The organism is Microbulbifer hydrolyticus (assembly GCF_009931115.1).
GTDB lineage: Bacteria > Pseudomonadota > Gammaproteobacteria > Pseudomonadales > Cellvibrionaceae > Microbulbifer > Microbulbifer hydrolyticus.
Genome location: NZ_CP047491.1, coordinates 3,624,439 through 3,650,655, shown reverse-complemented (window position 1 = coordinate 3,650,655; position 26,217 = coordinate 3,624,439). Strand labels below are relative to the sequence as shown.

Genomic DNA, 26,217 nt, shown 5'->3' with positions numbered 1-26,217 from the left:
GCGCCACGGCGATTACGTGACGCCCGAAAATCCGTTCACAGAGGCTTGTTACAGGGAGCGCTGAACAGCCAGCTGACGGCCTCAGGAAAGATCCGGTTCCAGGACGCCTCGTTGTGCTCTCCATCCGCTTCCAGTTGTGCCTGCCACTGGCCGGTACCCGCGTGTTGCTCCAGCAGCTGCGACATCTGATTGAATCCCTCGGTCATGGCCTCGCCTTCTTTCGCCCCTGTGGCAAGGTAAATACGGGTGCTTTTCAGTGCGGGGTTGGATTCGGTGGCCGCAAATATCTGCGGTGCTATCCAGTACGACGGCGAAAATATGCCCGCGATACCGAAGACTTGCGGATGGCGGTTGATCGCGTGGTTGGATATGAGTCCCCCCATCGAGCTGCCCATAATTGCGGTGTGCTCACGGTCGGGAAGGGTGCGAAACTCCCGGTCGATATGTGGCTTCAGCCGGTTCACCAGAAAGTCCACATAGGCATCGCCTTCGCCCTTGCCGAAACGTTCGTTGTCATAGGGGTTTAGCTCGGTCATGCGCAGCTTGTCCCCGTGATCAACGCCCACCACGATCATATCCAGGCCGCAGGTTTTGCTCAGTTGATTGAGCGCCTCGTCCACACCCCATTCACCCACATAGGATGTGGCGTCATCAAACAGGTTCTGGCCGTCGTGCATATACAGCACCGGGTAGCGTTTGCCGGAACCCTCGTAACCCGCGGGCAGGTAAACGCGGTAGACGCGCTCCCGTTGCAGGGTGCCCATGTCGATCGCCGGCATAACGTGAACGTTGGCCTGTGCAGTGGAGGTTTTTGCTGGGACCTGGGCTGGTACTGCACTGGCGCTCATGGCCAGGGCGGCCAGCAGCGAGGAAACTGCCGGGGTGATTAGCTTGCGCATAGGTGTGTCTCCTGGAGTCTAGGGCAGGGTCCAGTATCCAATGTGCGTCGGGAGTGTGCTTCAGCCTTGGCTGGGGAGGAGAGGGGGAAGGATGGCCCCGCTTGCGCGGGGCCAGGCGCAATGGGATCAGTGCGCGGTAGTGGTAAACGCGTTACACACCATCACATCGGTATCTACGGAGCCGATTACCCGCTCGGCGGTATTGCCGCGCAGCAGTGAGCCGGTTTCACCGTACTGGTTGAGGGTGCCCATCACCACCAGGTCCGCGTCGATTTCTTTGGCAATCTCCGCGACCACTTCGTTGGTATAGCCCTGTTTGACATGGATGCGGTCGGTGGCTACGCCGGTCTTGTCCGCCAGTTTGGCCAGTGCGCCGCGATCCGGGTACCGCATGGAGTCCAGGTAGGCATTTACCAGGTGCAGTTCGGCACCGTACATGTTGGCGATATAGTTGGCGCGCTCGGTGATCTGGCGGTTGAGCTGGCGTTGCTGGGTGGTCTGGGCCTGGTAGTTGACGGTAGCCAGCACCACTTTGCGGCGATCTTTGGCACCCGGGCGGATCAGTACCACCGGGCATCTGGCCTGCTTCAGAACCTGCCACTTGGATTCGGCAAAGGTGAAGCGGCGGCTGCTGGTTCTGGCGTGAACCGGCAGGTAAATCATTTCCGCATTGCAGCGCTTGGATTCCTGAATGATGGCCGCCTGCCAGTCGCTGGACCAGCATACGGTGATCTCGAACTCCACTCCCGCTTCTTCGATGGGAGTGCGGATCTGGTCGCGGAACCAGAACTCATCACGGAACAGGTGGTCGTTCACCGCGCGGGTATCGACCGCTTCGCCGTCGACCGCGACGAATACCGCCAGCTTGGGCTGGGGGGTGCGCTCGCGGGCGGTGGTCAGTGCCCGCTCGAGGGCTACGTGGCGGTCATCGTTCGGGTCGACAACTACGAATACGACGGGTTTTTCCTGCATGTTCACTCCTTTATAGGTTGGGAAGCTGATCCCTGAATTCTCTCTGGATTCGCTGCGCTTACAATTGATCTGGCACAGTTTCCGCCTCTGTTTTTAGTGCCGTCAGTGGCTTTGGGGCGGCCCCAAGACTGGGGAGTCAAGCCTATCATCGGCGGCTGCTTTTTTCATCTACGCCCCTCGGCGGGATGATGAAAATATGACGGGCGTGCGTAGAGTAGGCTGCAGTGATGACCGTTCGACAACGGCGGAGAGAAGATAATGAGAAAAACCGCAGGCCTGAGTGCCCTAATTGCTGCAGCGAGCCTTTCCCTGGCCGCATGTAACGACAGAGCCGCGACGGGTTCGGCTGAGCTGGTCACAGAAGCTCAGCCGGCAGCGGCGGCCCACGATTCGACCCAGGCGTCGAAAGGCGCCGACCCGTTCTGGAACAACGCCACCATCTATTTCATGCTCCCGGACCGTTTCCACAACGGCAACCCGGAAAACGACCTCTCCTATGGCCGCAAAGACGACGCGGCGCATCTGCGTGGATTTCACGGCGGCGACCTGCGCGGTGTAATCCAGAAACTGGAGGAAGGCTACTTCTCCGACCTGGGTGTGGATGCGATCTGGATGTCTCCGGTGATTGAGAATGTCCACGGCTATGACGAGGGCGACAAGCGCACCTACGCCTTCCACGGTTACTGGCCAAAAGACTGGACCACCGTGGATGCCAACTTTGGCAGCGAGGCAGACCTGGCCGAGCTGATTCAGGTGGCCCACAGCAAGGGTGTGCGCATCCTGATGGACGTAATTATCAATCACACCGGGCCGGTCACCAGCGAAGACCCGTTGTGGCCCTCGGACTGGGTGCGTGCGGCGCCCCAGTGTGACTGGAGCAGCTTTGCACAGAACGTTCAGTGTGCGCTGACCGACAACCTGCCGGATATCCTGACCGAAAGCGAAGAGCCAGTAGCGCTGCCGCCGCAGCTGACCGAAAAGTGGCAGCGTGAAGGACGCCTGGAGCAGGAGCAGGCCGAGCTGGATGCCTTCTTTGAGCGCACCGGTTATCCGCGCGCGCCCAAGTACTACGTAATCAAGTGGCTTACCGACTGGGTGCGGGAGTACGGCGTAGACGGTTTCCGTGTAGATACCGTCAAACATGTGGAGCCTGAAGTCTGGGCCGTGCTGAAAAAAGAGGCCAGCCTGGCTCTGTCCGAGTGGAAAGCGGCGAATGCTGAAAAGAAACTCGACGATCGCGAATTTTTTATGGTCGGTGAGGTTTACCATTTCGGGGTAAAGGACTTCGCCAACAGCGACGGTCGCCTGTATGACTTCGGCGACCGCAAAGTGGACTTCTTCGATCATGGCTTCGACAGCCTGATCAATATGGGCTTTGCCGCCCACGCAGCGGACGATATGGAGACCATTTTCAGTGACTACTCCAGCATCCTGCACGATGGTCCATTGGACGGCGTTGGGGTGTTGAATTATCTGGGGTCCCACGACGACCACCATTCGTTTGACCGCGAGCGCAAGCAGGTCAAAACCGCTGCTCTGAAGCTGATGCTGGCCCCTGGTGCCGCACAGATTTACTACGGTGATGAAGTGGCGCGCCCGATGATTGATGAGCAGGCATACGGCGATGCCTCCATGCGTGTGCCCATGAACTGGGCTAGCCTGGAGCAGGCGCGCACCCAGGAAATTCTGCATCACTGGCAGAAGCTCGGACAGTTCCGCAAGTCGCACCTCTCCGTGGGTGCGGGTGAGCACCAGCGTATCAGCGAGACGCCCTATATCTTCTCCCGTACCTTGAACGAGGGTGGCGTGGAAGATCGCGTGATGGTCGCGCTGGATCAGCCCGCTGGCGAAAAAATCGTGAGTGTCAGCGGCGTGTTTGCGGAAGGGACATTAGTCCGTGATTATTATTCCGGTACCGAGGCGCGGGTTGAAGATGGCGCGCTGGTATTCGATACCCGCTTCGATCTTCTTCTTCTCGGTGAGCCGCAGCAGTCCCAGCTGAGTGCGGCCGCGCATTGATAGGCAGTAATCTTGTAGGTTTTCTTGTAGGTTTGATCGTGCATATGTGACCCCCCAACTTCTCTTTCTCGTCGAAAGACTTGCCGGTATCAGCTATGGCCTGATACCGGCTTTTTTTTGCCTGTAATTTACCGGTGGTGGCGTATTTCCAGACTAAGCCCGCTTGGGGGAGGAGGTAATACCCCGGGAGAGGAGTAACTTGAATCTGCGCCTATGCAGTTCGCGCGCACAATACAGCTGCGATGTATTCAGTTAATAACAATATAAAGGCTGAATGTTGAACTGACATGACAGTCGTCCGGATAAAAATAACGACCGGAGCATAGCGATGAACTCTGCCCTCTGCACGACCGGAGACAAGGTCTCTGGCGTTCCCGTACGCCTGCGTAAACTGTTACTGGTATTGCTGCTTTTGCCAGTGCCGACACTCGCGCAAAGCTGGTCCGAAGCCTGGTTCCGTGGTACACCCAACGATTGGGCTACCACGGCGATGACCTATGACCCCGGTGCCGGTGTCTGGGTTACCGAACAGGTATTTAACAGCACCAACCCCCGCTTCAAAATAAGCCATTATCAGGATTGGAATGAAGCTTATCCCGGGAATGATTATTTGGTCGAAAACGGAAGCTACCGGATTACCTTTGACGACGTCAGCAAAGCGATCACGGTCACCGAAATCGTTGATCCTCCTGAAGGTGCATCCACCAGTATCTGCTTCGACAATATGCAGAATTACGTGGATCCACATATCTACTTCTGGGGCCCCCAGCCTGCCGGTAGTGTAGAAAACCTTCCCGGATGGCCGGGTAATGCCATGGTCGCCAATGGCGATTTCTACTGCTATGACTTTGCCGCACATCTGCAGAGCGGCTCCATGCCGGCTAGTCTGAATGTAATTTTCAGTGATAACGGTGCACCGCAAACGGCTGATCAGCTGTACACCGGCGACCCCTGCTATATCGACAGCCAGTGGCATGTAGCTGCCAATTGCGGTCTGGACCAGCGACCGGTTGTCGACCAGCCGCCGACCACCCGTCCCGAGCTGGCGCAGCCGCTGAATTTCCCCATCTCCGGTAATGTATCCGGCGGCAGTTACCGATTTGAAATTGCCTATCCCAATCTGCAGGGGCAGTTTATGTCCCCGGTGATGGTGATTCCCGACGGTATCAACGACCTGCTGTATGTAGTGGATAAAACCGGCACCATTTTTGTGTTCCCCAATCGCGAGGATGTGGCACCGGGTGAGATCCGCGAGCTGTTGAACATCAATGGTGAAGTGCGGAATTATCATGAGCAGGGGCTGCTGAGCATGGCCTTTGACCCGGGCTATGCCAGCAACGGCCATATCTATATCTATTACATCCACGGTACGGACGATAACCTGCGCGCCCCCGATGGCAGTTATGGTGACGCGGTTCTCGAACGCTGGACCGTGGACGACCCGAACGATCCCACCCAGGTAATTGCCTCCTCACGCACGGAAATCCTGCGCGTCCCGCAGCGCGGCCCGGACCACAAGGGTGGCATGATGCAGTTCCACCCGGAAGACAATTACCTGTACCTGGGTATCGGCGATGGTGCCTATGGTCACAGTGCGACCATGAGCTACCCGGAAGATCCACGCACCAATAACGGCGCGCAGGAAACCGATAACCTGCTGGGCACCTTTATTCGCATCAAGCCCCTGGAGCAGGCGGTCAATGGCAAGTATTACGAAATTCCCGCGGACAACCCCTTTGTCGGTGTGCCCGGATTCCGCGAGGAAATCTGGTCCTATGGGCACCGCAACCCCTGGCGCTGGAGCTTCGATACCGAGGCCCCCTACACCTTGTGGGAAACCGAGGTAGGGCAGGCCGGGTTTGAAGAGGTAAACCTGATCGAAAAGGGCAAAAACTACGGTTGGCCCGTGTGTGAAGGAACCAATAACCGCGGCGACCTCGGCGGTGATCCCGGCAAGAACTGCAGTACCGATTTTGAACCGCCGCGGGACGGTTACGCCCATCCTACCGGCTACTCGATTATCGGTGGTGTGGTATATCGCGGCGGTGCACTGCCGGCACTGAGCGGCCACTTTGTGTTTGGGGATTACGTCACCAAGCGTATCTGGTCCATCGTCGATGGCGAAGCCAAGGCGCTGATCAGCGATGCCTTCCCGGAAAATATCGCCTCCTTTGGTACCGACATGAGTGGCGATACGCTGCTGGTTTCCACCTACGGCGTGGAGTACGGCGGTCAGTCCACGATTTATAAAGTGGTGGACGACGACGCGGAAGCTGCGGTGATTCCGGCGAAACTGTCCCAGACCGGTCTGTTTGCCGACATGGAAAACCTTGAACCGGTCACCGGTGTGCTGGAATACAGCCTCAACACCGAGGGCTGGTTTGATGGCGCCGACCTGCGGCATTTTATCGCCGTGCCCAATGACCAGCAGATCGCTTTTGATACGACGAACAAATGGGATCTGCCCATCGGCAGCGTGCTGGTAAAACACCAGAGTGTTGCCACGCAGGACAACCCACAGAAACCGTTTACCACTTCCGTACTGTTCCGACAGGACACCGGCAAATGGCAGGCGGCCAACTATTTCTGGAACAGCGCCGGCACCGACGCTGATCTGGTGACCGAAACCCTCACGGTGATGGACGGCGGACTGGAAAATCGCCAGCGGGCCGTGCAGTCAGCCGCCGACTGCGGATCCTGCCACATCGGAAGTGGCAGTCGCGAGCCCCTCGCGGTACATACCCGACAACTGAACCGGGATTTCCAGTACGGCGCGAGTAGTGAGTCGGTGGCCAACCAGCTGGACGTATTCAACAATATCGCATTGCTTGCGGAAGATATCGGCGGTGCGGACGCCCATGGCAAGTTTGTTGATGCCGCGGATACGGGCGCCGACCTGGATGAGCGCGCGCGCGTCTACCTCGACACCAACTGTTCTCACTGTCACGCCAGCGGCTTTATGGATCTGCGCTACGACACGCCGCTCGGAGATATGCGGCTGGTCAATGTGGAAACCACCGGTGGCGCTGCACGATTGCGCCCATTCGACCACGCCAACAGCCTGGCATATATCTACCAGACCACCGACAACAACCGCATGCCGAAAGGCACCCGCTATACCAACCCGGTGGCGGAAGCGCTGTTCCGGGAGTGGATTGACGGCGCCGGCTTGCAGCAAGTGGGCATCCGGCTGGATGCAGATAGCGACCGCCTCAATAGCGGCGACGCACTGTCGGTACCGGTGTACTCCCTGTACGACAACGGCTTTATCGCACCGGTGCCCAATACGCCCAGTGTGAGCTCCAGCAACAGCAATGTGCTCGCGGTGGAATCGGTAGGTGATGAGGGCTTTGTACTGCGCGCCGGTGATACCGGCAGTGCCATTGTTACCGTGCAGCAGGGTGGGTTCAGCGCGCAGCTGACTATTGCCGTGACGTCCATCGATACCGCAATCACCGGCCTGGAAATTGCGCCGCAAGGGCAGCCGCTGGAAAGCAGCCGCCAGCTGGTTGCCGTGGGTGTGCGGGCCGATGGCACGCGGCAAAATATTTTCGGACAGGTCAGCTGGTCCATCGCAAGTGGCCCCGCCACCATCGATGAAAACGGTCTGGTGGCCCGCACCGGGGAAGGTGATGTTTCGGTACAGGCAAGCCTGGGTGAATTCACCGCAACGCTCACGCTGGTAGCGGGCTTTGACGGTATTCGCCTGCGTTACGACAACCCGGACAACTGGGCGCAGGTGTATGTGCACCTGTGGGTTACCGTGGATGGTCAGGACCAGGCGTTGACCCAGTGGCCGGGCATCCTGATGTCCGGGCCGGATGCCGATGGCTGGTGGACCCACGCCGTCGAGCAGGAGGATCTGCACAACGGTCAGGTCAATCTGGTCTTCAACAGTGGCAACGGCCAGCAGACCGGAGACCAGCGGGATATCAGCGAGTCCTCCAGTTTTGTCGGTGGTGCCTGGGAGCCGTGGACACCGGAAGCCCCGGTAGGCGGGGATACTTCCCGGGTCTCCGTGGTTGGGGGCACCACCGCAGACGGTGAACGCGATTATTCCATTGGCAGTGTGATCACCGTAAATGCCGACACACCGCCGCTGGGAACCGCCTTTGGCGGCTGGAGCGGAGATGCGGCGCCGTATATTGTCGGCGATCCATCGTCGCCACAGGTACAGCTGCTGATTCCTCAGCACGACCTGTCCCTGGTGGCACTCTTCCCCAGTGCCACCAACGAGTACGAAGCGGGTCAGAATTTCTACGCCGCCCAGTGTGCAAGCTGTCACGGCGATCAGGGCGAGGGCGCGGTGGCCCAGGCGCTGGCCGGTACCGGCGGCAACTGGCAGCTGGGTGATCTCACCCAGTACATCGAAGACTTTATGCCCATGGACGCTGCCGCCAGTTGTACCGGTAGCGAGGCGGGTGCCTGTGCCTATGAAGTGGCAAGGCTGATCGTGGATGAGGCCTGGAGCAGTGGTAACTGTAGCGGCAGTGACTGCGACGGCAGCAACCTGGATCAGCGCAACTTGCGTCTGCTCACGCGGGAGGAATACCTCAACAGTGTGCGGGATATCTTCGCAATTGATTTCGATGGTTCTTTGATGAGCCCGGTACCGGCCGACGGCCGCTATCGCAACTTCGATACTGCCTCCTATCTCACCGCCGACAACGATCGTACCCTGGGCTATGAAATGGTGGCCGGGCAGGTCGCGGATATTGCCATCGGGCAAACTGGCTTCCTCAATCTGGTCAGCGGCTGTAGTGATGTGGCTTGCGTAGTGGATACCCTTGGTTTCCGTCTGTTCCGTCGTCCGTTGACCAGCGAAGAAATCAATCGTTACTCAGCACTTTACAATTCTGAAGACGACGGCCGTCTGGCACTGCAGGCGATGCTGATGTCACCGCACTTTATGTATCGCTCGGAGCTCGGTGTGCTGGATACCGAGACGGGGCTGTACCGGCTCGACAATTACGAGATCGCGACTCTATTGTCCTACACCTTCTGGGCCACTGCGCCGGATGATTCCCTTTTACTCGCCGCCACCGAGCAGAACTTTGATGTCGCTGCCCAGGTAGATCGCCTGCTTGCGGATCCTCGTGCTGAGCGTGGTCTGCGCCGCTTTATTGGCGGCTGGCTGATCAACAATCAGTATCCGTTCCCGGCGATTAGCGATACCAACCTGGTGGCTGCGTTCAAAGAGGAAACCGTGGGTTTTGTGCTGGAGAACATCCGCAATAATGCGGCCTTTAGTGAACTGCTCTCCGCCAATTACACCTGGGCCAACGGCGATCTCGCCGCGCATTACGGTCTGGACGCCAGCGGCAGCGACTGGGCCATACGCACATTTGCCGCGGGGGATCCGCGCAGCGGCAGTGGCCTGCTCGGCCACGGCAGCTTCCTCGCCTCGCGTACCAGCACCGTCAACCCGGCGCCGATCAAGCGCGGTGTGTATGTGCGCGAAGTACTGATGTGCCAGGAATTCCCGCCACCGGCAGCGGCGGATTTCAACGTGGTATTCGAAGACACCGACAGCAACCGCGAAGCGACCGCGCGACACACCTCTGACCCCGCCTGTGCCGCCTGTCACCAGTTTATCGACGGTGTCGGTTTCGGTTTCGAACGCTTCGGCAGCGATGCCCTTTACCGCACCATTGAAACCATCGGTACCGGTGAAGAACGCGAGATCGACGACAGTGGCAGTATCAAGAGCCTCTACACCCCGGCCACGGTGATGGATCCGACCAGCCCCAGTTACGATTTTTATTCGGTGCCGGAACTGGCTGGCCTGATCGCCGGTAGTGACCAGGGCGAGGCCTGCTTCGCACGGCAGTTCTACCGCTATGTCGTGGGGCGCGAAGAGGGCGCCAGTGACGATGTGATCATTCACTCCACCAGTGAAGACCTGCGCAATGGTGGTGGCATGCGCGACATGTTGCGGACACTGGTCCTGTCCGATGCATTCACCCTGCGTCGCTAGGAGATAACAATAATGAAATTTTTAAACAGATTTGGTTTTACCTCCGCCAGAGAATCCACCAGCCGCTCGCGCAGAAAATTTTTGCGCAACCTGGCGCAAGCGGGGATGTTACTGCCGCTGGCGGGTCCGCTGCTGGGGCAGAAGGTGTTTGCCGCAACCGGCAGTGCGCAACGGGTATTGTTCCTTTACTACCCCAATGGTGTGGTGCCTTATAACTGGGTGCCGCAACAGGGGCCCGGTAGTATCAGTGGCAGTCAGGAGTTGAGTTTCGGCCTCGGCCCCTTATCTTCCTGGCACAACCGTTTGATCGTATTGCAGAACATGACCCTGGATATCGGTGCCGGTGCTGGTGCCCACTACAACGACATGCGTGGCATCCTCACCGGTAACAATGCCATCGGTTATGAGAGTGCCAGTATCGATCACCTTATTGCCGAGCAGTTGGGTAATGAAGGTGTTCTGAGCCTGGGTGTACGCACCGGCAATCGCTCTGACATCATGATTTCCAAACCGCGTAACGTGGATTCCGCAGCGCGGCCGATACCGAATAATGACCCGGCGGATGCGGCACAGAAACTGTCGGTGGGCATTTCTGGTGGAGGAGCCGGTGGGGGAACGGGTGGCAGTGATCCGGACAGGCAGGCCTACTATGAAGCGATTCTGAATGACTTCGACAGCCTCGCGGACGCCACTTTGGAAAATGCGCAGCGCGACAAACTGACTCTGCATGAAAATGCGCTGAAACGGCTGCGGGACCTCGCCGGTAACCAGGTGGGAGAGTGCAGTTTTAACACCAATGTAATGAGGGATCCTCACTACGCGTCTTCCACTCCTTTATCTCCCTCCGAGTGGCAAATGTTTCCACACCTGGCGCGCGCACAGGTGGACAATATCGTCGGCGCGTTTTCCTGTGGCCTGAACCGTGTCGCCACCCTGCAGCTCTCCAAGGGGGATGAAAACGGCAACCTGGTGAACTACTCCTACGATGAGTGCTGGCAGATGGCCCAGACGGCAATCAGTCAGGGCATTCAGCACAGCAGTGACAGTGGTACCGTGGGCCCTATCACCCGCTGGTACAACGAGTTCGCCAGCCACAGCGCCTCCCACCGCCCCGGTGACGTGCCGCATACCGCACAGGTGCGCTGGTATCACTCGCTGCTCGCCTACACGCTGCAGCAACTGGAGAACAAAGGCCTGCTGGACGACACCCTGGTGGTGATGTTCAGCGAGGTCGGTGACGGCTCCAAACACGGCGGCGCGGCGGGTGCGGTAACGCTCGCTGGCGGTGCCGGTGGTGCCCTGCAAATGGGGCGCATCATCAACTGCGGCGACGGCATCAACAACGGGCAGCGTATCTACGGTACTCATCAACTGTTTGGGGATGTCGCGCGCTATCTGGGAGTGGGGGCGCTGCCGGAAGCGCACTGGTCCGGTGGAGTCGTCTGATCTGCTCTGGTGTCACGAGGCAAAATCCGCCGCGGGAGGCCTTGCGATTCTAGTGGCGGCGCGCTGTTCTATCCTTTGCTAGTCGAGATGCATGGTTTTCGGTGTGGGCGCGCTGTGTGTCGCCGGGGCCAACGCACACTCGCCTCAAGCCAAGGATGAACACGATGGATCTACGAAGGGTATTTGCGCTGGCGGCACTGCTGCCGGGCTTGCCGACGCTGGCGGATACGAATCTGGTCGACCGGGTATTCGACCCCTATGTCGAATACGGAGAAACGGAAGTCGAATGGCGGGCGGTGCGCACGGCGGATTCCGATGATGAGGAGCTGGATGGCTTATGGCAGCACCACTTCAGTGTGGGCTACGGCTTTTCCGAGCGCTGGTTTGGTGAAATTTATGTTATCGCGGAGCAGACGCCAGAGGAGAGCTTCGATATCGAGGCGGCGGAACTCGAAGCAAAGTGGCAGCTGACCGAGAAGGGGGAGTACGCGGCCGACTGGGGCATGTTGTTCGAGCTGGAGCGTATCTTCCCCGAAAACCAGTGGGAGGCGGCGGCAACGGTGCTGGTGGCGCAAGAATGGGGGCGCTGGACCGGCACCGCAAATCTGGGCGTTGTGTACGAATGGGGCGAGGAGCGGGACGGATTTCTGGGTGAGCTCCGGGCTCAGGCGCGCTACCGCTACAGCACCGAGTTTGAACCGGCCATTGAGCTGTATGCGGCGGAGGACCTACTTGGCATAGGTCCGGTTGCGATCGGCAGCTGGCATCTTGGTGGAGAAGGCGATTCGGAACGGAAGGTTCACTGGGAGGTTGGCCTGATCATGGGCATCACCGATGAGAGTCCGGATCAAACACTGCGTCTGCGTTTCGAATACGCTTTCTTCTAGAGTGTGAAAGGACCGGTGGCACTGGGCCACCGGTGTACAGGTCAGGATCTGCTTGCGGTATCAGTTCGTGGGCAAATTCTGCAGCGCGCTTTTAAGCTCACGCAGTTTCTCTTTTACCCGCTTGGCATTGTCCGGGCCGATGCGAATCATCAGCTTGTGCAGGCCGGGCATTTTTTCCAGTTGCTCGTCTTCGTATTTGTAGTAGACGGTGGGGCGCACCAGTTTGATCGGGCCCTCGATTTCTGGTGCGGCCAGTGCCTGATCGATGGCGGCGAGAACGGCGGCGTGGAAGTTCTTGTTTTTCAGGCCGAGTTCGCCATAGGCCTGCTTCAGGCGCGGATACCAGAACTGGTAGAGCTCGACGGCGGTGTCGGTGTCCACCATCGCGAACAGGCGCACCGGGTTGTCGTAGCGCTGATAGTTTTCCTGAGAGAGCACGTAAACTTTCTGGCCGTCGTCCCTGGTTTCCAGCTCTTTGACCACAAGCTTGCCGTCCACATTATTGAAGGGACGGTTTTTGTGCATCAGGTTGCCTTTGGTGGCAGTGTTGACGGCGGCCACCCATTTACGCACGACTTCGTCGGAAACGATCCATTTGGCCAGTGCGCCATCGGAAGACAGGCTGATGATGTCTTTGCGGGCTTCGCTGTCACTGTCGTTGAGTGCGGGCAACTGGCGCGGGGGATTTTCTGGCTCGGCGGGTTCCGGGGCAGGCGGGATTACCGGCTCGTCATCGGGCTCATCGAGGTCGACGCTCGGTGTTTTCGGTGCGGGTTCGGTGACAGGGGCGGGAGCTTTAGGCTCCGGGGTATCCCGCACCGCGAACCAGTAAATACCAAATGCAACCGCCGCTACGACTAATAGCGCGATCAGCCAATCTTTTACATTGCCACCCATGTAATCCCCTCCTGTTTGTCCCGCCGCACGTTCGTCGATCCACCCACTCGTCAATACAACGGTCTCGCGCAGCCTGTGATAGCTCTGACAGTATCAGCTTAGGTTGGTTTCAGCGCAAACACACTGTAGTGGAGAGCATGTGTTGCGTCTCTGCCCACGACAATTACGCGCAAATTACGCCAGCTTAAGTTTGCCTTAATTTTGCCGCCATAGACTCACTACATCGACAGTCCGGAGAGTGGGCACAATGGAAGCGGAAACCTATCCAACGATGGAAACAAGAACGAATAGTGGCGCGAGGATTTTTGCGCCAGGTGTCTGTCCGGGGTTCTCCCTGAGCGCCGCCGGGGATGAAGACCGTGAGGCGATTGAATCCTATATCGCAGCAACCTTCTCCGAGACCTACGGGGCCCGGCTGTACCACTTTATGCCGCTGCTACTGGCGCGGCGCAACGAGACCGGGCTGGTATCCGCCCTGGGAATGCGCCGGGCGGATACCGCGCCGCTGTTCCTGGAGCAATACCTGAACCAGCCGGTTGAGCGCGCTTTGGCGGATGCTACCGGCAGTGAGGTGGCGCGTTGCGACATCGTGGAGATCGGAAACCTGGTGTCCACCTCGCGCGGCGGGAGTCGCCTGCTGTTTCTCATGCTGGCGGAACTGTTTGCGGCAGCGGACGTGACCTGGGCCATTTTTACCGCCACACCGGAAGTCCGTCGCCTGTTGCAGAAGCTCACTGGCAACCAGTTTGTCCTGTGCCAGGCCGACGGCCGGCGGCTGGGTGACCGGCTCGCGGACTGGGGCAGCTACTACGAGACAAAGCCGGCGGTCACCGCGATCAATGTCGCGGAAGAGCGTCGCGCGCTACTCGAGCATCCACTGGCCCGGGAGCTGCTGCAGGCCTGTTCCGGTCCGGCACAGCAAATGGCTTCCTCAATGCGGGAGGTACACCCATGCAATTGATCGAGCAGATCACTGCATACGCTGCGCAGTACCCCACACGGAATGCCCTTGTGGGCTTGCGCGGGCTGGAAACCGGCGGCAGCACCAAGGTCAACAGTAATAGTGATCTGAGCTACGCGCAGTTGTTTGGGGCGCTGGACGCGCTGGCCAGTGGCCTGCAACGTCAGGGCATCGAGGTACTCGGGTTATTTGCGGACAACGGACCCGAGTGGCTGCTTGTGGATCTGGCGTGTCAGCAAGCGGGCGTGACGCTGGTGCCGCTTCCCGGCTTTTTTTCCGCGCAACAGCTCGAGCACACCATTCGCGCCAGTGGTATGCAGGCGCTGTTGACCGATGACTGCGAGCGTTTCACCCCGCTTGAGCCGGTGGGTGAAGCCCTGGGAGAACTGGCCGGCCTGACCCTGATTGAGATTCCGCAAGCAACCCGGGTGGCGCTGCCCGCGGAAACCGCCAAGGTCACGTTTACCTCCGGTTCCACCGGAACCCCCCGCGGCGTGTGTCTGGCAAATGAAACCCAGTACGCCACCGCCGCTGCGCTCGCGCAGGCACTCGTGGAACTCGGTTGCGCTCGGCACCTGTGCCTGTTGCCACTGGCGACACTGCTGGAGAACGTCGCCGGTGCCTATACCTGCTGGTTGCTTGGAGGCACCGTCATTGCGCCCTCTCTGGAGAAGCTGGGTTTTCACGGCAGCTCACAACTGGATCCGGCGCAGCTGTGTCGTTGCATCGACGAGTGCCAGCCGGACAGCCTGATTCTACTGCCCCAGATCCTGAAGCTGCTGGTGGCACAAGTCCGGCTGGGGCAGTGGCAGGCACCGCCTTCCCTGCGCTTTGTCGCCGTCGGTGGTGGCAAGGTATCGCCGGAACTGCTGCGCCAGGCGCGCACACTGGGGCTGCCGGTGTTCGAGGGCTACGGCCTGTCCGAGTGTGGATCGGTGGTGGCGCTCAACCTGCCGGGGGCAGACTGTCCTGGCGCTGCCGGTCGCCCATTGCCGCACTGTGAAATCCGCGTGTGCGACGGCGAGGTCCAGGTACGCGGGCCCCGCTACCTGGGCTATCTGGGCGACAGCGGCGTCGGCAGTGATATGGATGGGGACTGGCTGGCAACCGGTGATCTGGGCGCCATCGACAAGGATGGTTTCCTGCATATCACCGGTCGCAAGAAGAACCTGCTCATCAGCGCCTTCGGTCGCAATATCTCGCCGGAGTGGGTGGAGAGTGAAATCCTTCTCACCCCGATGCTTCTGCAGTGTGTGGTCATCGGCGATGCGCGACCACACTGCTGTGCGCTGGTTTTTCCGCTCCCCGGTACGGAGGATGCGCAGGTCGACCGCTGGATACAGGCGATCAACGAGCGCCTTCCCGACTACGCACAGATCCGCAACTGGGCGCGTCTGCCTGCCCCACTTTCTTTCGACGATGGCCTGCTCACGGCGAACGGTCGCCCGCGTCGCGATGCCATCTCACACCGCTATGCCGAATCCATTGAAACGCTGTACGGAGAATCCCATGCTGTTCTATGACGAACTACAACAAAGGACCGAAGAGGCTCGCCTGTCACTGTTGAATGTGCCACTGATCCAGGCTGGCGCCCGCGGCGAAATCACACTGCCACAGTATGTGGCTTTCCTGACCCAGGCCTACCACCACGTTAAGCATACGGTGCCGCTGATGATGGCCTGCGGCAGTCGCCTCGGAGGTCACCAGGAATGGCTGCGCGAGGCGCTGGCAGAGTACATCGAAGAGGAGATCGGGCATCAGGAGTGGATCCTGAATGACATCGCTGCCTGTGGTGCCGATGCCGAGGCGGTGCGTCACGGTCGACCGAACTTCTCCACCGAGATGATGGTGGCCTACGCCTACGATGCCATTGCCAGGGGTAACCCGGTGAGCTTCTTTGGCATGGTCAATGTCCTCGAGGGCACCAGTATCGCGCTGGCAACCAGTGCCGCACGTGCAATCCAGACTTCGCTGGGATTGCCGAACAAGGCCTTCAGCTACCTGCTGTCGCACGGCGATCTCGACATAGGACATGTAGATTTCTTCCGCGGCCTGATGAACCGGATCGAGTGTGACACCGACAAGGCAGCCATCGTGCACAGCGCGCGGGCGTTCTACCGCCTGTACGGGGACATCTTCCGTGAAGTCGAGCGCTGTTCCCCAACACTGGAGGCGGCGTGATGAATACCGCGGCACAGTCTTTGACGGTACTGGTCACCGGCGCCAGTGGCGGTATCGGGCGCGCGATTGCCGAGCTGCTCGCCGCGCGGGGACACCGGCTGTTGCTACAGGGGCGAGATGAAAAGCGCCTGCAGCAACTGTGTGAGTCCCTCCCGGGCGAGGCGGAACACCGGGTGCTGGTCGCCGACCTGCTGGACCCCGACGCTCGTCAGGGACTGGTACAGGCCTGCCGCCAACAAGCGGGTGGTGTGGACGTATTGATCAATAACGCCGGCGTATCGACGTTTGCTTTGCTGGCGGACACCCGCGATGACGAGCTGGTGCGCATTCTCAACACCAACCTGCTTGCACCGATGGCGCTGACCCGCGACTTGATGCCGGTGCTACAGAACAGCAGGCGCGCCGCGGTGATCAACATCGGTTCCGCGTTTGGCCATATCGGTCATCCCGGTTTCAGTGTCTATGGCGCCAGTAAATCCGGTCTCCACGGGTTCACCGAGGCCTTGCGTCGCGAGGTGGCTGATTCCGGCGTGCGCGTGCACTACCTGGCACCGCGCGCGGTGGATACCGCGTTCAACTCGGACTCGGTGAATGCACTCAATCGCTCACTCGGCAACAAGTCCGACTCGCCGCAGCGGGTTGCCCTGGCCTGCCTCAATCTCCTCGAAGGCAGCGGTAGCCGCCGGCGCTTTATCGGCTGGCCGGAGCGGCTGTTTATCAAGGTAAATGCAATTTTCCCCGCACTGGTGGATTCCGCACTGGCGAAGAAGCTGCCGGTTATCCGCGAGTATGCGCAACAGAATTTCCCCGACCTCAAAGGAGAAACACCATGAAAGGTTTGCCACTTGCCGCGCAAAAATGTTCCCGTGCCATCGCCGTTTTGGTGGTCGCGTTGTTTTCCCAGATGTTTTTCTCACTGACCGCTATGGCGGATTCGGCGGACGAGCGTGTCGCCGAGCTGCAAACTGCCTGGGCAAAGATCAAGTACCGCACGCCGGAGAAGCAACAGGCCGCGCAGTTCTCCGAACTCATTGGCCAGGCGCAGGCGGCCACCGCGGCCTACCCGCAGAGCGCACCGGTGTGGGTGTGGAGCGGCATCATTCGCGCCTCCTATGCCGGGGCCAAGGGTGGTTTGGGAGCGCTGTCCGCGGTAAAGGCGGCGAAGTCCGACCTGGAGCAGGCCATCGCCATCGATGGCAGTGTGCTGGACGGAGCCGCCTATACCAGCCTCGGCTCCCTGTATTACCAGGTGCCGAGCTGGCCAATAGGGTTCGGCAATGATAAAAAAGCCGAATCCTTTCTGCGTAAAGGACTGGAATTTGGCGCCAAAGACGTGGATGCCAACTACTTCTACGCCGACTACCTTTTCCAGAAGAAAAACTACGCGCAGGCGCTTGAGTACCTGCACCGTGCGGAGCAGGCACCAACAGACCCCCAGCGGCCTGTCGCCAGCGAGGGGCGGTTGGGAGAAATCAAAAGTCTGCAGGCGAAAATACAGCAGGAAATGCACTAGGAACTGCACGGTCAATGCGGATATTGCTAATCGAGGATGATGAGTCCCTGGCCGATGGCATTGCCACGGCACTACGCCATACGGGTTACGCCGTCGACCTGGCTGCGCGAGGAGGGGAGGGGGTTTCCCTCGCTCGCGCCGCGCAGCCGGATGTCATCGTTCTCGACCTCGGGTTACCGGATATCGATGGGATCGAGGTGTTGCGGCAGTTGCGCAGCTACGGTGTGAAGTCCTCGGTCCTGATACTCACCGCGCGGGATGATCTCGCCTCAAAAGTGCAGGGGCTGGACGCTGGCGCGGACGACTACCTGACCAAGCCGTTTGCAGTCGATGAGCTGCTCGCCCGCCTGCGCGCGCTGGAACGTCGCGCGGGCGTGGGGCTCAGCGCAGAGATCGCGATCGGCGATGTGCAGATCAACCTTGCCTCCCATGAAGTCTTTCGCGCGGGCGAGGCGGTGCGGTTGTCACGGCGGGAGTTTACCCTGTTGCGCGCTCTGGCCGAGCGTCCCGGGCATATCCTCAGCCGCGAGCAGCTGGAAGACAAGCTGTATAGCTGGGGTGAGGAAGTATCGAGCAACACCGTGGATGTGCACATTCACAACCTGCGCAAGAAAATCTATCCCGAATTTATCCAGACGATCCGCGGCGTAGGCTACAAGGTGGGCCCCGCATAGTGAGGTCTATTCGCATCTTCATGCTGGTCACCCTGCTGTCGACCATCGTGCTGGTTAATTTTGTGTCCGCATTGCAGGGCTATCGCGCCAGTATGGCGGAAGCGCAGCAACTGTTTGATCAGCAGATGGCGGCTACCGCGCAGCTGCTTTCTGCCATGCCGGTGCCTCAAAAAATTCCCGTCGTGGTGGACCATACCGGGTCGATGGCCTTTCAGGTGTGGGCAGATGAGCAAAGCCTGTTGATGCGCTCAAACAATGCCCCGCAAACCCCGGTGAGCACCTTTGCCGAAGGGTATCGTGAGATCAATTTTTCCGGCTACCGATGGCGGGTGTTCACCCATCACGCGGCGGATCTGGGTGCCTGGGTACAGGTGGCCGAGCGCATTGACCTGCGCTTCCAGTTGGCGGACCGGGTTATCCTCGAGTCCGTTTCTCCAATTCTGATTGGCATACCGGTAGCCGGGTTACTGATCTGGCTTATTCTGGGGCGCGGCCTGAGCAGTCTGCGAAAACTGGCCGCGGCGTTGCAGGAAAAGCGCGCGGAAGATCTGCGTCCACTGCCAATAGATAGTCCACCGGTGGAATTACAATCGGTTGTCTCCTCCACCAATGCGCTGCTCGCCCGGCTGCAGGGATCATTCGATCGTGAGCGGCGCTTCTCTGCGGATGCCGCGCACGAATTGCGTACGCCGATCAGTGCGATCCAGGTGCATGCGCACAATGTCGAACGCGAGCTGTCGGAATCTTCGGGCGGAGAGCGTCAACTGGCCCACAAACCGGATTCACTGGCAAAGCTACAGGCTAGCGTGGAGCGCATGTCACACCTGGTTGAACAGATGCTCGATCTCTACCGAACGACCCCGGATCACTACCCGGCGCGCTTTGAGTCCGTGGATATTTACACCCTGGCGCGGGAAATTATTGCCGAGAACTATGCGGGCTTTGCCGCCCGGGAGCAGCAGGTGGAACTGCGTGGTGCTTCCGCCACACTTGATGGTGACCGTTTCGCGTTATCGATCCTGCTCAAGAACCTGCTCAGAAATGCGAATAAGTACTCGCCGGAGGGTGGCCGCATCGAAGTTTCCGTGAGGCCACTCAATGATGCAGTGGAGCTGCGTGTGGAAGATTCCGGACCGGGTATTGCGGAAGAGGAATACGCGAGGGTGTTCGAGCGCTTCTATCGTATCGGCGGCGATCGACATACGTCTACGGTGGAAGGATGCGGGCTCGGGTTGTCGATCGTGCAGCATATCGCTCAGTTGCACCATGCAGACATCAAGCTCGGCACGTCGCATTTCGGTCATGGGTTATCGGTTCAGGTGAGGTTTCCACGCCGTGGGCCGAACCGGGAACAGGCGACGGATGAGAGCATTGCACAGGGAGAGACCAATCATGCGTGACAGCCGTTGGACCCGGGCGCGCAACGCGCTGCTGGTGCTTCCTGCAATCGTTTTCTGTTTTGGCGCCGGGCGGCCAGAAGTGACGCTGGAAATACGCGACCATCTGTTTATTCCCTCAGAGCTTGTGGTGCCCGCCAATACCAAGGTGAAACTGATTGTCCACAACCGGGACAAAACGCCGGAGGAATTTGAAAGCTACGAGCTGAACCGGGAAAAGGTGATTATGGGTGGGCAGAAAGCGATTATCTTTATTGGCCCACTGAAGCCCGGCGAGTATCCATTTTTTGGTGAGTTCAACCCGAAAACGGCGCAGGGCAAAGTCATTGCGGAATAATATTTTGGATAGCGACAGACAATTTCCATGCTATTGACCAGTGTGATTATTATTTTCCGGGAAGTGCTCGAAGCGGGACTGGTGTTCTGCATCCTGCTCGCCATGAGCCGCTTTCTCGGGCTGTCGACGCGTTGGTTTCTGCTTGCACTGGTTTTGGGTGGTATTGGCTCCGCCGTGTATGGAAATAACCTGGCGGCAATCTCGAATGCCTTCGACGGCGCCGGACAGGAGCTGCTGAATGCCGGGCTGCATTTTTGGATCTATTTCCTGCTAGTGATGGCGACCACTCTGATGGTGATCAACTACTATCGCCCTGGATACCGGCTCTCGCTGCTAAAGTGGTTGATGTTGCTGGCGGTGACCTGCTCGGTACTGCGCGAAGGCGCAGAGATTTATATTTACCTGTATACCTTTCATTCGCAGCCGGAACTGTTTGGCAGCGTAGTAAAGGGCGCACTGATCGGCGCGGGAATCGGCTTTAGTATTGGTGCCTTGTTGTATTACCTCTTGCTCGGCCTGCCGAAGCGCTACATCCTGCCGGTTACCTGTATATTGCTTACCATCGTTGCCGGGGGCATGTGTTCACAGGCCGCACAACTTTTGATTCAGGTGGACTGGCTGCCGGCACAGGCACCTCTTTGGGATAGCTCCGGATTGCTGCCCGAGCATTCGCTGGTGGGGCAACTGCTGTTTGCCCTGGTGAGTTACGAGGCGTCGCCGACGCCGATTGAAGTCTTCTTATACACAACGAGTATGGCGGTGATGGCGCTGATACTTGGGGTTACGCATTATGTTTTTCGAACGTCTTCCCATGTCCCCGCGATTGCGCACTGATGCCTCTCTGCTGGCCGCTTGTGTCATCGTGATGGGGGTACCATCGGTGGCGCACGCGGATGGGCAAGTGGTCGACCGTGTTTACGATCCCTATGTTCAACCGCTGGAAAAAGAACTGGAGTGGCGCACATCGGCGATTCCCGGCGGGGATGAGCCCTATGAGGGGCAGCAGCTGCACCGGCTGGGATTCGGCCGCAGTTTTTCCGACCGCTGGTTTGGCGAGGTCTACCTGATTGGCGAGAAGAATTCCGGGCAGGATCTGAGACTCGCCGCCGTGGAGCTGGAGGCCAAGTGGCAGCTCACCGAGCAGGGGGAGTACGCTGCGGACTGGGGCATGCTGTTTGAGCTGGAGCAAGAGCGTGAAGACGATATCTGGGAGGCGGCGGCGACCTTGCTGGCCAGCAGGGAGTGGGGGCGCTGGACGGGTACTGCCAACTTTGCCGCGGTTTACGAGTGGGGCGACGATTTTGCCAACGAGTGGGAGTCCGAGCTGCGCCTGCAGGCGCGCTACCGCTGGACGCCCCTGTTCGAGCCGGGCCTGGAACTCTATGCGGGGCAGGACTACACCGGCGTGGGCCCGGTTATTCGCGGGGTAAAAAAATTGCCCCGCGCCCAGCAGTTGCTGTGGGAGCTGGGCGTCATACAGGGGCTGACCAGTGACAGCGCGGATCAGACAATACGCCTGCTGCTGGAATTTGAGTTTTATTGAACCCGCCGCCAGCGGCCTTGCCACCGGCGGCGGGAATCAATCAGTTTTCCAGCTGCAGGATCACGCTCTCGAAAGGTTCCAGCTCAAGGGCAACCTTCCCTTCACCGTTCTCCACGCTCAGTTCCGCACCCGCGGCTCCCTGTAGCTTCTCGCTCATCGGGTAGCGGCCATCTTGCAGCTGCCACTGTTGCAATAACTCCGCAGGCAGCTTCAGCGTCAGGCTTTTTGCGGTGTCGGCAAAGTTGGCTACCACCACCAGCCGCTCCTGCGGCGCCCAACGGGCAAACGCGAACTGCTGATCGCTATAGCCCTGTCCGTGTTTGCGGTTGTAGCTGTGCAGGTCCGTGTAGTCGCCACGCAGTGCCTCACTGCTGGTGGAAAAGGCCAGGAGGCGCCGGTAGGTATCGCGCAGTTGCTGTTCGGCGTCACTGAGGTTTTCGCTGTTGAACTGTCCCTCGTTGTTCCAGCGGCGAATGCTGGGGACTGACCAGTAGTCGAAAATGGTGGTGCGGCTCGCTTTGCCGAAACCGGCATCGCCAGCACCGGGCTCACCCAGTTCCTGGCCGAAGTAGAGCAGGGTGGGGGCGCCGCTGATGGTGGCGGATACCACCATGGCGGGAATGCCGGCTTGCGGGTTACCGGCGAACTCGGGGCTGCTGATACGCTGCTCGTCGTGATTTTCCATAAACCGCAACATGTTGTCTTCAATGCCTTCCAGGCTGTTCTGGATATCTACCAGCGGATCGGTGCCGGCCTTGCCTTCCATTACCGCGCGGATTGCATCGTAGGTGCCTACCTTGTCGTAGAGGTAGTCCATCTTGCCGAGGTGAATGTAATCCCGGTACAGGTCTGGCTGATAGATTTCTGCGAGCAACAATGCGTCGGGCTTTTGCATCTTGATGGAAGAGTTCAGGTAGCTCCAGAACGCCACCGGCACCATCCCGGACATGTCGTAGCGGAAGCCGTCGACGCCGAACGCGAGCCAGTAGTCGGTAATCTCGCGGAATTTTTTCCAGCTGTCCGGCACGTCCTTGTCGGCCCAGAACGCTGCGTGGGCTTTGTAGTCTTTATTCGCGAAGTCTGCGGGCAGTTCGGCAAAATCGTGACTGCCGTCCGGGCGCACCCCGAAGTTGATTTTGACCGTTTCATACCAGTCGCCCTGGGCCGGCTGCGGTGCCCGGCTGCCGTTACCAGTCCACTTGGCGGGTACCTCGGTAAACTCTCCGTCGACCAGCGGGTGGGCCTCACCGTTCAGGGGACGGTAGCCATCGTCGGCGACCGGTACCTGGAAGGGTTCGCCCGGCACATAGTAGAAATTGTTATCGCGTGCATAGGCCACGCTGGTGTCATCGTCGGCACCGAAATCGCGCACGCCCTCCGGCTTGTCGAGGGACTGGTAATTGCGCGCGACGTGGTTGGGGACGATATCAATGATGACCTTGAGGCCGGCTTCGTGAGAGCGGGCGATCAGCTCGCGAAACTCTTGCAGGCGTTTGGCCGGGTCCTCTGCCAGGTCGGGGTTTACGGAATAGTAATCCTTCACCGCGTAGGGAGAACCCGCACGGCCTTTCACCACATCGGGATCATCATTGGCAATGCCGAACTCGGTGTAATCGCGTACCACCGCATGATGCAGTGCACCGGTATACCAGATGTAGTTGGCGCCCAGTTCGCGCACCGCCTGCAGGGCCTCGGGCGTAAAGTCACTGAATTTGCCGACACCATTTTCTTCGATGGTTCCCCAGGGTTTGTTGGTGGCATTGGTATTGCCGAACAGTCGCGGCAGAACCTGGTAGATCACCGGCTTGCCGAAGGTTTCGACCGGGGAGGCAGTTGCTGTGTGCAGCGCTGTGTTCTCTGCTGCAGGGCCTTTCGCGGCCGAGACCTGGGATGTTTCGTGGATACTGTCGGCGGTATCCGCCGTGGTTTGGTTATCCACGGGCCTGGATTCACAGGCCGTCAGAAGTGCAGCGGCGACAGCGGGAGCCAAAAGGGTTCGGGCAAACTTATTCATAACATTCCGTTCTTTCAATTTCTTCGCATCGATTGATTCGTTACAGCGTGACAGCCATTGCCAGGTCTTGCTTACCCCAGGGGAACTTCACCTGCAGGGTCTTGCTGCGCTTGTCGTAATAGGCAGTGTGGTCGGTCAACTGGTTCTGTTTCTGTACCAGCGGAATGGTCTTGTCGCCGAGCTGGATGCTTGCCGGTGCCTGTTGCCAGTTATGCATTACCAGATCCATCGCGCGGGCTTCCGGCGCATTGCTGTAGCCATCGCCACTGCGGCTGAAGGCAAAGTGCAGGGTGTTGCCCTTGCGTTCGCTGGTGAAGGCAAGCTTTTCATACTGGCCCTTGGCAAAGGCTCCGGCGGTCACACCGTCATCTTCGTATACATAGCCGCGGGAACTACTGACGGAATCGTCGGCGTAGTAATCCAGGCGCAGGTATGCACTGGAGTAATCGCGGGTGTTCTGCAGGTCGGCGACCGTGGGGATAAACGCACCGGCGCGAACCAGGACCGGGATGGTTTTCAGGTCCACATCGATTTCCGCGGATGCGCCGCTGTAGCGGTCATCGCTCCAGAAGTCGAACCAGACACCGCCGGGTAGCGGAACGTCTACTTCATCGATGTCTTCATCGGTCACCGGCGCCACCAGGAAATCGTTGCCCCACAGGTAGGCGTCCTTGTTGTCCATCAGCGCCAGGTTGGATTCATTCTCGAAGAACAGCGGGCGCATCAGTGGCATGCCGGTCTGGCTGTTTTCGAACGCCAGAGTGTAGTTGTAGGGCAGCAGGCGATAACGCAGCTTCACATACTCGCGCAGGATGTCGCGGGTTTTGCGATCGTGGAACACCGGCTCCGGGGCAATATGCTCCTGGGCGTGGGGGCGATAGACCGGCTGGAACACGCCGTACTGCAGCCAGCGGATGTAGAGTTCGCGGTCAAACTTCTCGCCATCGGCAAAGCCGCCGAGGTCGGAGTGGGTGTAGCCGAAGCCCAGCAGGCCCATCTGCAGCGAGAGTTCTACCTGAGGCTTGAGACCGCCCCAGCTGCGGGCGACGTCGCCGGTCCAGGGAATCATGCCGAAACGCTGGGAACCGGGGAAGCCGGCGCGCATCATGATGAACGGGCGCTCTTCGGGGGAGTCGGACTTTTCATTGTCGAACAGCATCTGCGCCCAGCGGTGGCCGAAGGCATTGTGGATCTCGTCCGCCATGCCCACGGCGTGTACCGTATCCGACGGGTGTACTTCCGGCTCGCCGAGGTCGCCCCACCAGCCGGCCACGCCCTGTTCCTTCAGGCCCTTGTAGATATTCCAGAACCAGTCGCGGCCATCTTCGGAGAAGACGTCGATCAGGCCGGTGTTGCCGAAGTAGAAATCAAAGGTTTTCGGCTGGCCGGCGATATTTTTCGCCAGTGCGTTGCCGGCCACGGCAGAGTCCCAGCGCTCGGAGGTGGAGAGTACAAAGGGCTCGGTAACCAGGATGGTGTTGATGCCCTGCTCGCTAAAGTCCGCCATCATTTTTACCGGCTGCGGGAATGCACTTTTATCCCACGCGAGGTTGCCCATGTGGCCCATGATGTCCGGGCCGAACCAGTAGAGGTCGAGTACCACGGCATCCAGCGGGAAATCTTCCTCGCGGAATTTTTCCACGGTATCGCGCACCTGCTGTTCGGTGCGGTAGCCGAAGCGCGAGGCAAAGTTACCCAGTGCCCAGCGCGGCGGCATCGGCTGGCGGCCGGTAACATCCACGTAGTTCTCGATAAGCTTGGGGTAGTCGTTGCCGGCCACCACGATGTAAGCACTGCGACCGGCAACGGCCTCAAACTGCATCACGTCTTTTTCACTGGCGCCCAGGTCCATGGTGCCGGTGGCGCTGTTGTCGAACAGCAGTACGTATTTGTTGCTGCTCATCACCGCCGGCAGGCCAAAGTACATCTGCTCGGACTCGGTGCTGTAGCCGTAGTGGGCCTTGTTATAGAGCGGCAGACGATGGCCGCGCCGGTCCATGCCCAGTACACGCTGACCGCCGCCGATCAGTTTTTCCTGCTCCTGCAATGCAAAGCGGAAGCCACGCATGGTGGCATTGGCAAAGAACCCGTGCTCTTCCGCCAGCAGTGTTTCGCCGCCGCGCAGGTATTCGATGGCAAACGGGGATTTGTGAATCACTGCGGTGAGCTCACCGAGGGAGTAGCGCAGCGCCTGTTCGGAAACACTCAGTTGTGCCTGAAGGTCTTCGGCGGGATCGCCGGCGCGGGCAAAAGACGGCAGTTGCTTTAATCCCTCACGCTGGTAGTGGACTTCCAAAGCGGCACTGTTCAGCGGTGTTAGGGTGACCTTGCTGTCGCTGGTCTGGATCACCAGCTTGTCGTCCAGCAGCTGGTGGCTCTTGTATTCACGCAATGTATTTGCACTGGCGGGCTGTATTACTGCGGCCAGCAGCATGCCCAGACCAAGTTTCCGAATCAGCTTCCGGGGTGAGTATCGGGTGTTCTCTTTCATCGTCTTCAT

19 protein-coding genes are annotated in these 26,217 nt (G+C 59.3%); 14 read left to right on the top strand and 5 right to left on the bottom strand.

The window, feature by feature from the left end; all coding sequences use genetic code 11:
* Positions 1 to 35 precede the first annotated feature (35 nt).
* Both GTQ55_RS15565 and GTQ55_RS15560 read right to left on the bottom strand, forming a co-directional pair.
* Entirely contained in the window at positions 36 to 899 is an 864-nt protein-coding gene (locus GTQ55_RS15565; RefSeq protein ID WP_161859555.1) for an alpha/beta hydrolase, read from the bottom strand.
* Positions 900 to 1,025: 126 nt separating this feature from the next.
* Complete coding sequence (locus tag GTQ55_RS15560) at positions 1,026 to 1,871, bottom strand: universal stress protein (RefSeq protein ID WP_161859554.1); 846 nt, start codon at positions 1,869 to 1,871, stop codon at positions 1,026 to 1,028.
* Positions 1,872 to 2,129: 258 nt separating this feature from the next.
* Here GTQ55_RS15560 and GTQ55_RS15555 point away from each other — a divergent pair, with 258 nt between their 5' ends.
* The 4 genes from GTQ55_RS15555 (at position 2,130) to GTQ55_RS15540 (ending at position 12,200) form a co-directional block, all read left to right on the top strand.
* Complete coding sequence (locus tag GTQ55_RS15555) at positions 2,130 to 3,890, top strand: alpha-amylase family glycosyl hydrolase (RefSeq protein ID WP_161859553.1); 1,761 nt, start codon at positions 2,130 to 2,132, stop codon at positions 3,888 to 3,890.
* Positions 3,891 to 4,218: 328 nt separating this feature from the next.
* A complete protein-coding gene (locus tag GTQ55_RS15550; RefSeq protein ID WP_161859552.1) occupies positions 4,219 to 9,867 on the top strand; it encodes a PQQ-dependent sugar dehydrogenase in 5,649 nt (1,882 codons plus the stop codon).
* 12 nt (positions 9,868 to 9,879) lie between these two features.
* Complete coding sequence (locus GTQ55_RS15545) at positions 9,880 to 11,313, top strand: DUF1552 domain-containing protein (RefSeq protein ID WP_161859551.1); 1,434 nt, start codon at positions 9,880 to 9,882, stop codon at positions 11,311 to 11,313.
* Positions 11,314 to 11,477: 164 nt separating this feature from the next.
* Positions 11,478 to 12,200 carry a hypothetical protein gene (locus GTQ55_RS15540; protein WP_161859550.1) on the top strand — a complete coding sequence of 241 codons (723 nt, stop codon included), beginning with the start codon at positions 11,478 to 11,480 and terminating at the stop codon, positions 12,198 to 12,200.
* Between the two features lie 60 nt (positions 12,201 to 12,260).
* Here the strand turns inward: GTQ55_RS15540 and GTQ55_RS15535 are convergent, their stop codons facing one another.
* Positions 12,261 to 13,097, bottom strand: coding sequence for a DUF3014 domain-containing protein (locus tag GTQ55_RS15535; protein ID WP_161859549.1), 837 nt, complete (start codon positions 13,095 to 13,097; stop codon positions 12,261 to 12,263).
* Between the two features lie 247 nt (positions 13,098 to 13,344).
* On the opposite strand from GTQ55_RS15535, the gene GTQ55_RS15530 reads away from it, so the two are divergent.
* From GTQ55_RS15530 to GTQ55_RS15485, 10 genes are read left to right on the top strand one after another with little or no spacing between them, the layout of a single operon-like run.
* Entirely contained in the window at positions 13,345 to 14,058 is a 714-nt protein-coding gene (locus GTQ55_RS15530; RefSeq protein WP_237567718.1) for a thermostable hemolysin, read from the top strand.
* Positions 14,049 to 15,581, top strand: a complete 1,533-nt coding sequence (locus GTQ55_RS15525) for an AMP-binding protein (RefSeq protein ID WP_161859547.1) — start codon at positions 14,049 to 14,051, stop codon at positions 15,579 to 15,581. Before GTQ55_RS15530 ends, GTQ55_RS15525 begins: the two co-directional genes overlap by 10 nt.
* On the top strand, positions 15,568 to 16,239 hold the full coding sequence (locus tag GTQ55_RS15520) for an iron-containing redox enzyme family protein (RefSeq protein ID WP_161859546.1): 672 nt from the start codon (positions 15,568 to 15,570) through the stop codon (positions 16,237 to 16,239). The genes GTQ55_RS15525 and GTQ55_RS15520 overlap by 14 nt, the downstream gene beginning before the upstream one ends.
* Positions 16,239 to 17,072, top strand: a complete 834-nt coding sequence (locus GTQ55_RS15515) for an SDR family oxidoreductase (protein ID WP_161859545.1) — start codon at positions 16,239 to 16,241, stop codon at positions 17,070 to 17,072. The genes GTQ55_RS15520 and GTQ55_RS15515 overlap by 1 nt, the downstream gene beginning before the upstream one ends.
* Complete coding sequence (locus tag GTQ55_RS15510) at positions 17,069 to 17,752, top strand: tetratricopeptide repeat protein (RefSeq protein WP_237567717.1); 684 nt, start codon at positions 17,069 to 17,071, stop codon at positions 17,750 to 17,752. The genes GTQ55_RS15515 and GTQ55_RS15510 overlap by 4 nt, the downstream gene beginning before the upstream one ends.
* A gap of 14 nt (positions 17,753 to 17,766) precedes the next feature.
* On the top strand, positions 17,767 to 18,426 hold the full coding sequence (locus GTQ55_RS15505) for a response regulator (RefSeq protein ID WP_161859544.1): 660 nt from the start codon (positions 17,767 to 17,769) through the stop codon (positions 18,424 to 18,426).
* Positions 18,426 to 19,826, top strand: a complete 1,401-nt coding sequence (locus tag GTQ55_RS15500; RefSeq protein ID WP_161859543.1) for an ATP-binding protein — start codon at positions 18,426 to 18,428, stop codon at positions 19,824 to 19,826. Before GTQ55_RS15505 ends, GTQ55_RS15500 begins: the two co-directional genes overlap by 1 nt.
* Entirely contained in the window at positions 19,819 to 20,160 is a 342-nt protein-coding gene (locus tag GTQ55_RS15495; RefSeq protein WP_161859542.1) for a cupredoxin domain-containing protein, read from the top strand. Before GTQ55_RS15500 ends, GTQ55_RS15495 begins: the two co-directional genes overlap by 8 nt.
* Before the next feature lie 27 nt (positions 20,161 to 20,187).
* A complete protein-coding gene (locus tag GTQ55_RS15490) occupies positions 20,188 to 20,994 on the top strand; it encodes an FTR1 family protein (protein ID WP_161859541.1) in 807 nt (268 codons plus the stop codon).
* Positions 20,972 to 21,703 (top strand): hypothetical protein, encoded by a 732-nt coding sequence (locus GTQ55_RS15485; protein ID WP_202620636.1) that lies wholly within the window; start codon positions 20,972 to 20,974, stop codon positions 21,701 to 21,703. Before GTQ55_RS15490 ends, GTQ55_RS15485 begins: the two co-directional genes overlap by 23 nt.
* A 40-nt stretch (positions 21,704 to 21,743) precedes the next feature.
* Here GTQ55_RS15485 and GTQ55_RS15480 read toward each other — a convergent pair whose 3' ends face one another.
* Positions 21,744 to 23,642: an alpha-amylase family glycosyl hydrolase gene (locus GTQ55_RS15480; RefSeq protein ID WP_237567716.1), complete on the bottom strand. Its 1,899-nt coding sequence runs from the start codon at positions 23,640 to 23,642 to the stop codon at positions 21,744 to 21,746.
* Between the two features lie 115 nt (positions 23,643 to 23,757).
* Positions 23,758 to 26,217: a glycoside hydrolase family 31 protein gene (locus GTQ55_RS15475; RefSeq protein ID WP_237567715.1), complete on the bottom strand. Its 2,460-nt coding sequence runs from the start codon at positions 26,215 to 26,217 to the stop codon at positions 23,758 to 23,760.

Coding starts and splice junctions, on each gene's coding strand:
- GTQ55_RS15540 (WP_161859550.1), top strand. CDS start 11,478: ATGGATCTACGAAGGGTATTTGCGCTGGCGGCACTGCTGCCGGGCTTG.
- GTQ55_RS15530 (WP_237567718.1), top strand. CDS start 13,345: ATGGAAGCGGAAACCTATCCAACGATGGAAACAAGAACGAATAGTGGC.
- GTQ55_RS15490 (WP_161859541.1), top strand. CDS start 20,188: ATGCTATTGACCAGTGTGATTATTATTTTCCGGGAAGTGCTCGAAGCG.
- GTQ55_RS15545 (WP_161859551.1), top strand. CDS start 9,880: ATGAAATTTTTAAACAGATTTGGTTTTACCTCCGCCAGAGAATCCACC.
- GTQ55_RS15525 (WP_161859547.1), top strand. CDS start 14,049: ATGCAATTGATCGAGCAGATCACTGCATACGCTGCGCAGTACCCCACA.
- GTQ55_RS15535 (WP_161859549.1), bottom strand. CDS start 13,097: ATGGGTGGCAATGTAAAAGATTGGCTGATCGCGCTATTAGTCGTAGCG.
- GTQ55_RS15565 (WP_161859555.1), bottom strand. CDS start 899: ATGCGCAAGCTAATCACCCCGGCAGTTTCCTCGCTGCTGGCCGCCCTG.
- GTQ55_RS15515 (WP_161859545.1), top strand. CDS start 16,239: ATGAATACCGCGGCACAGTCTTTGACGGTACTGGTCACCGGCGCCAGT.
- GTQ55_RS15475 (WP_237567715.1), bottom strand. CDS start 26,217: ATGAAGACGATGAAAGAGAACACCCGATACTCACCCCGGAAGCTGATT.
- GTQ55_RS15555 (WP_161859553.1), top strand. CDS start 2,130: ATGAGAAAAACCGCAGGCCTGAGTGCCCTAATTGCTGCAGCGAGCCTT.
- GTQ55_RS15550 (WP_161859552.1), top strand. CDS start 4,219: ATGAACTCTGCCCTCTGCACGACCGGAGACAAGGTCTCTGGCGTTCCC.
- GTQ55_RS15560 (WP_161859554.1), bottom strand. CDS start 1,871: ATGCAGGAAAAACCCGTCGTATTCGTAGTTGTCGACCCGAACGATGAC.
- GTQ55_RS15510 (WP_237567717.1), top strand. CDS start 17,069: ATGAAAGGTTTGCCACTTGCCGCGCAAAAATGTTCCCGTGCCATCGCC.
- GTQ55_RS15520 (WP_161859546.1), top strand. CDS start 15,568: ATGCTGTTCTATGACGAACTACAACAAAGGACCGAAGAGGCTCGCCTG.
- GTQ55_RS15485 (WP_202620636.1), top strand. CDS start 20,972: ATGTCCCCGCGATTGCGCACTGATGCCTCTCTGCTGGCCGCTTGTGTC.
- GTQ55_RS15495 (WP_161859542.1), top strand. CDS start 19,819: ATGCGTGACAGCCGTTGGACCCGGGCGCGCAACGCGCTGCTGGTGCTT.
- GTQ55_RS15505 (WP_161859544.1), top strand. CDS start 17,767: ATGCGGATATTGCTAATCGAGGATGATGAGTCCCTGGCCGATGGCATT.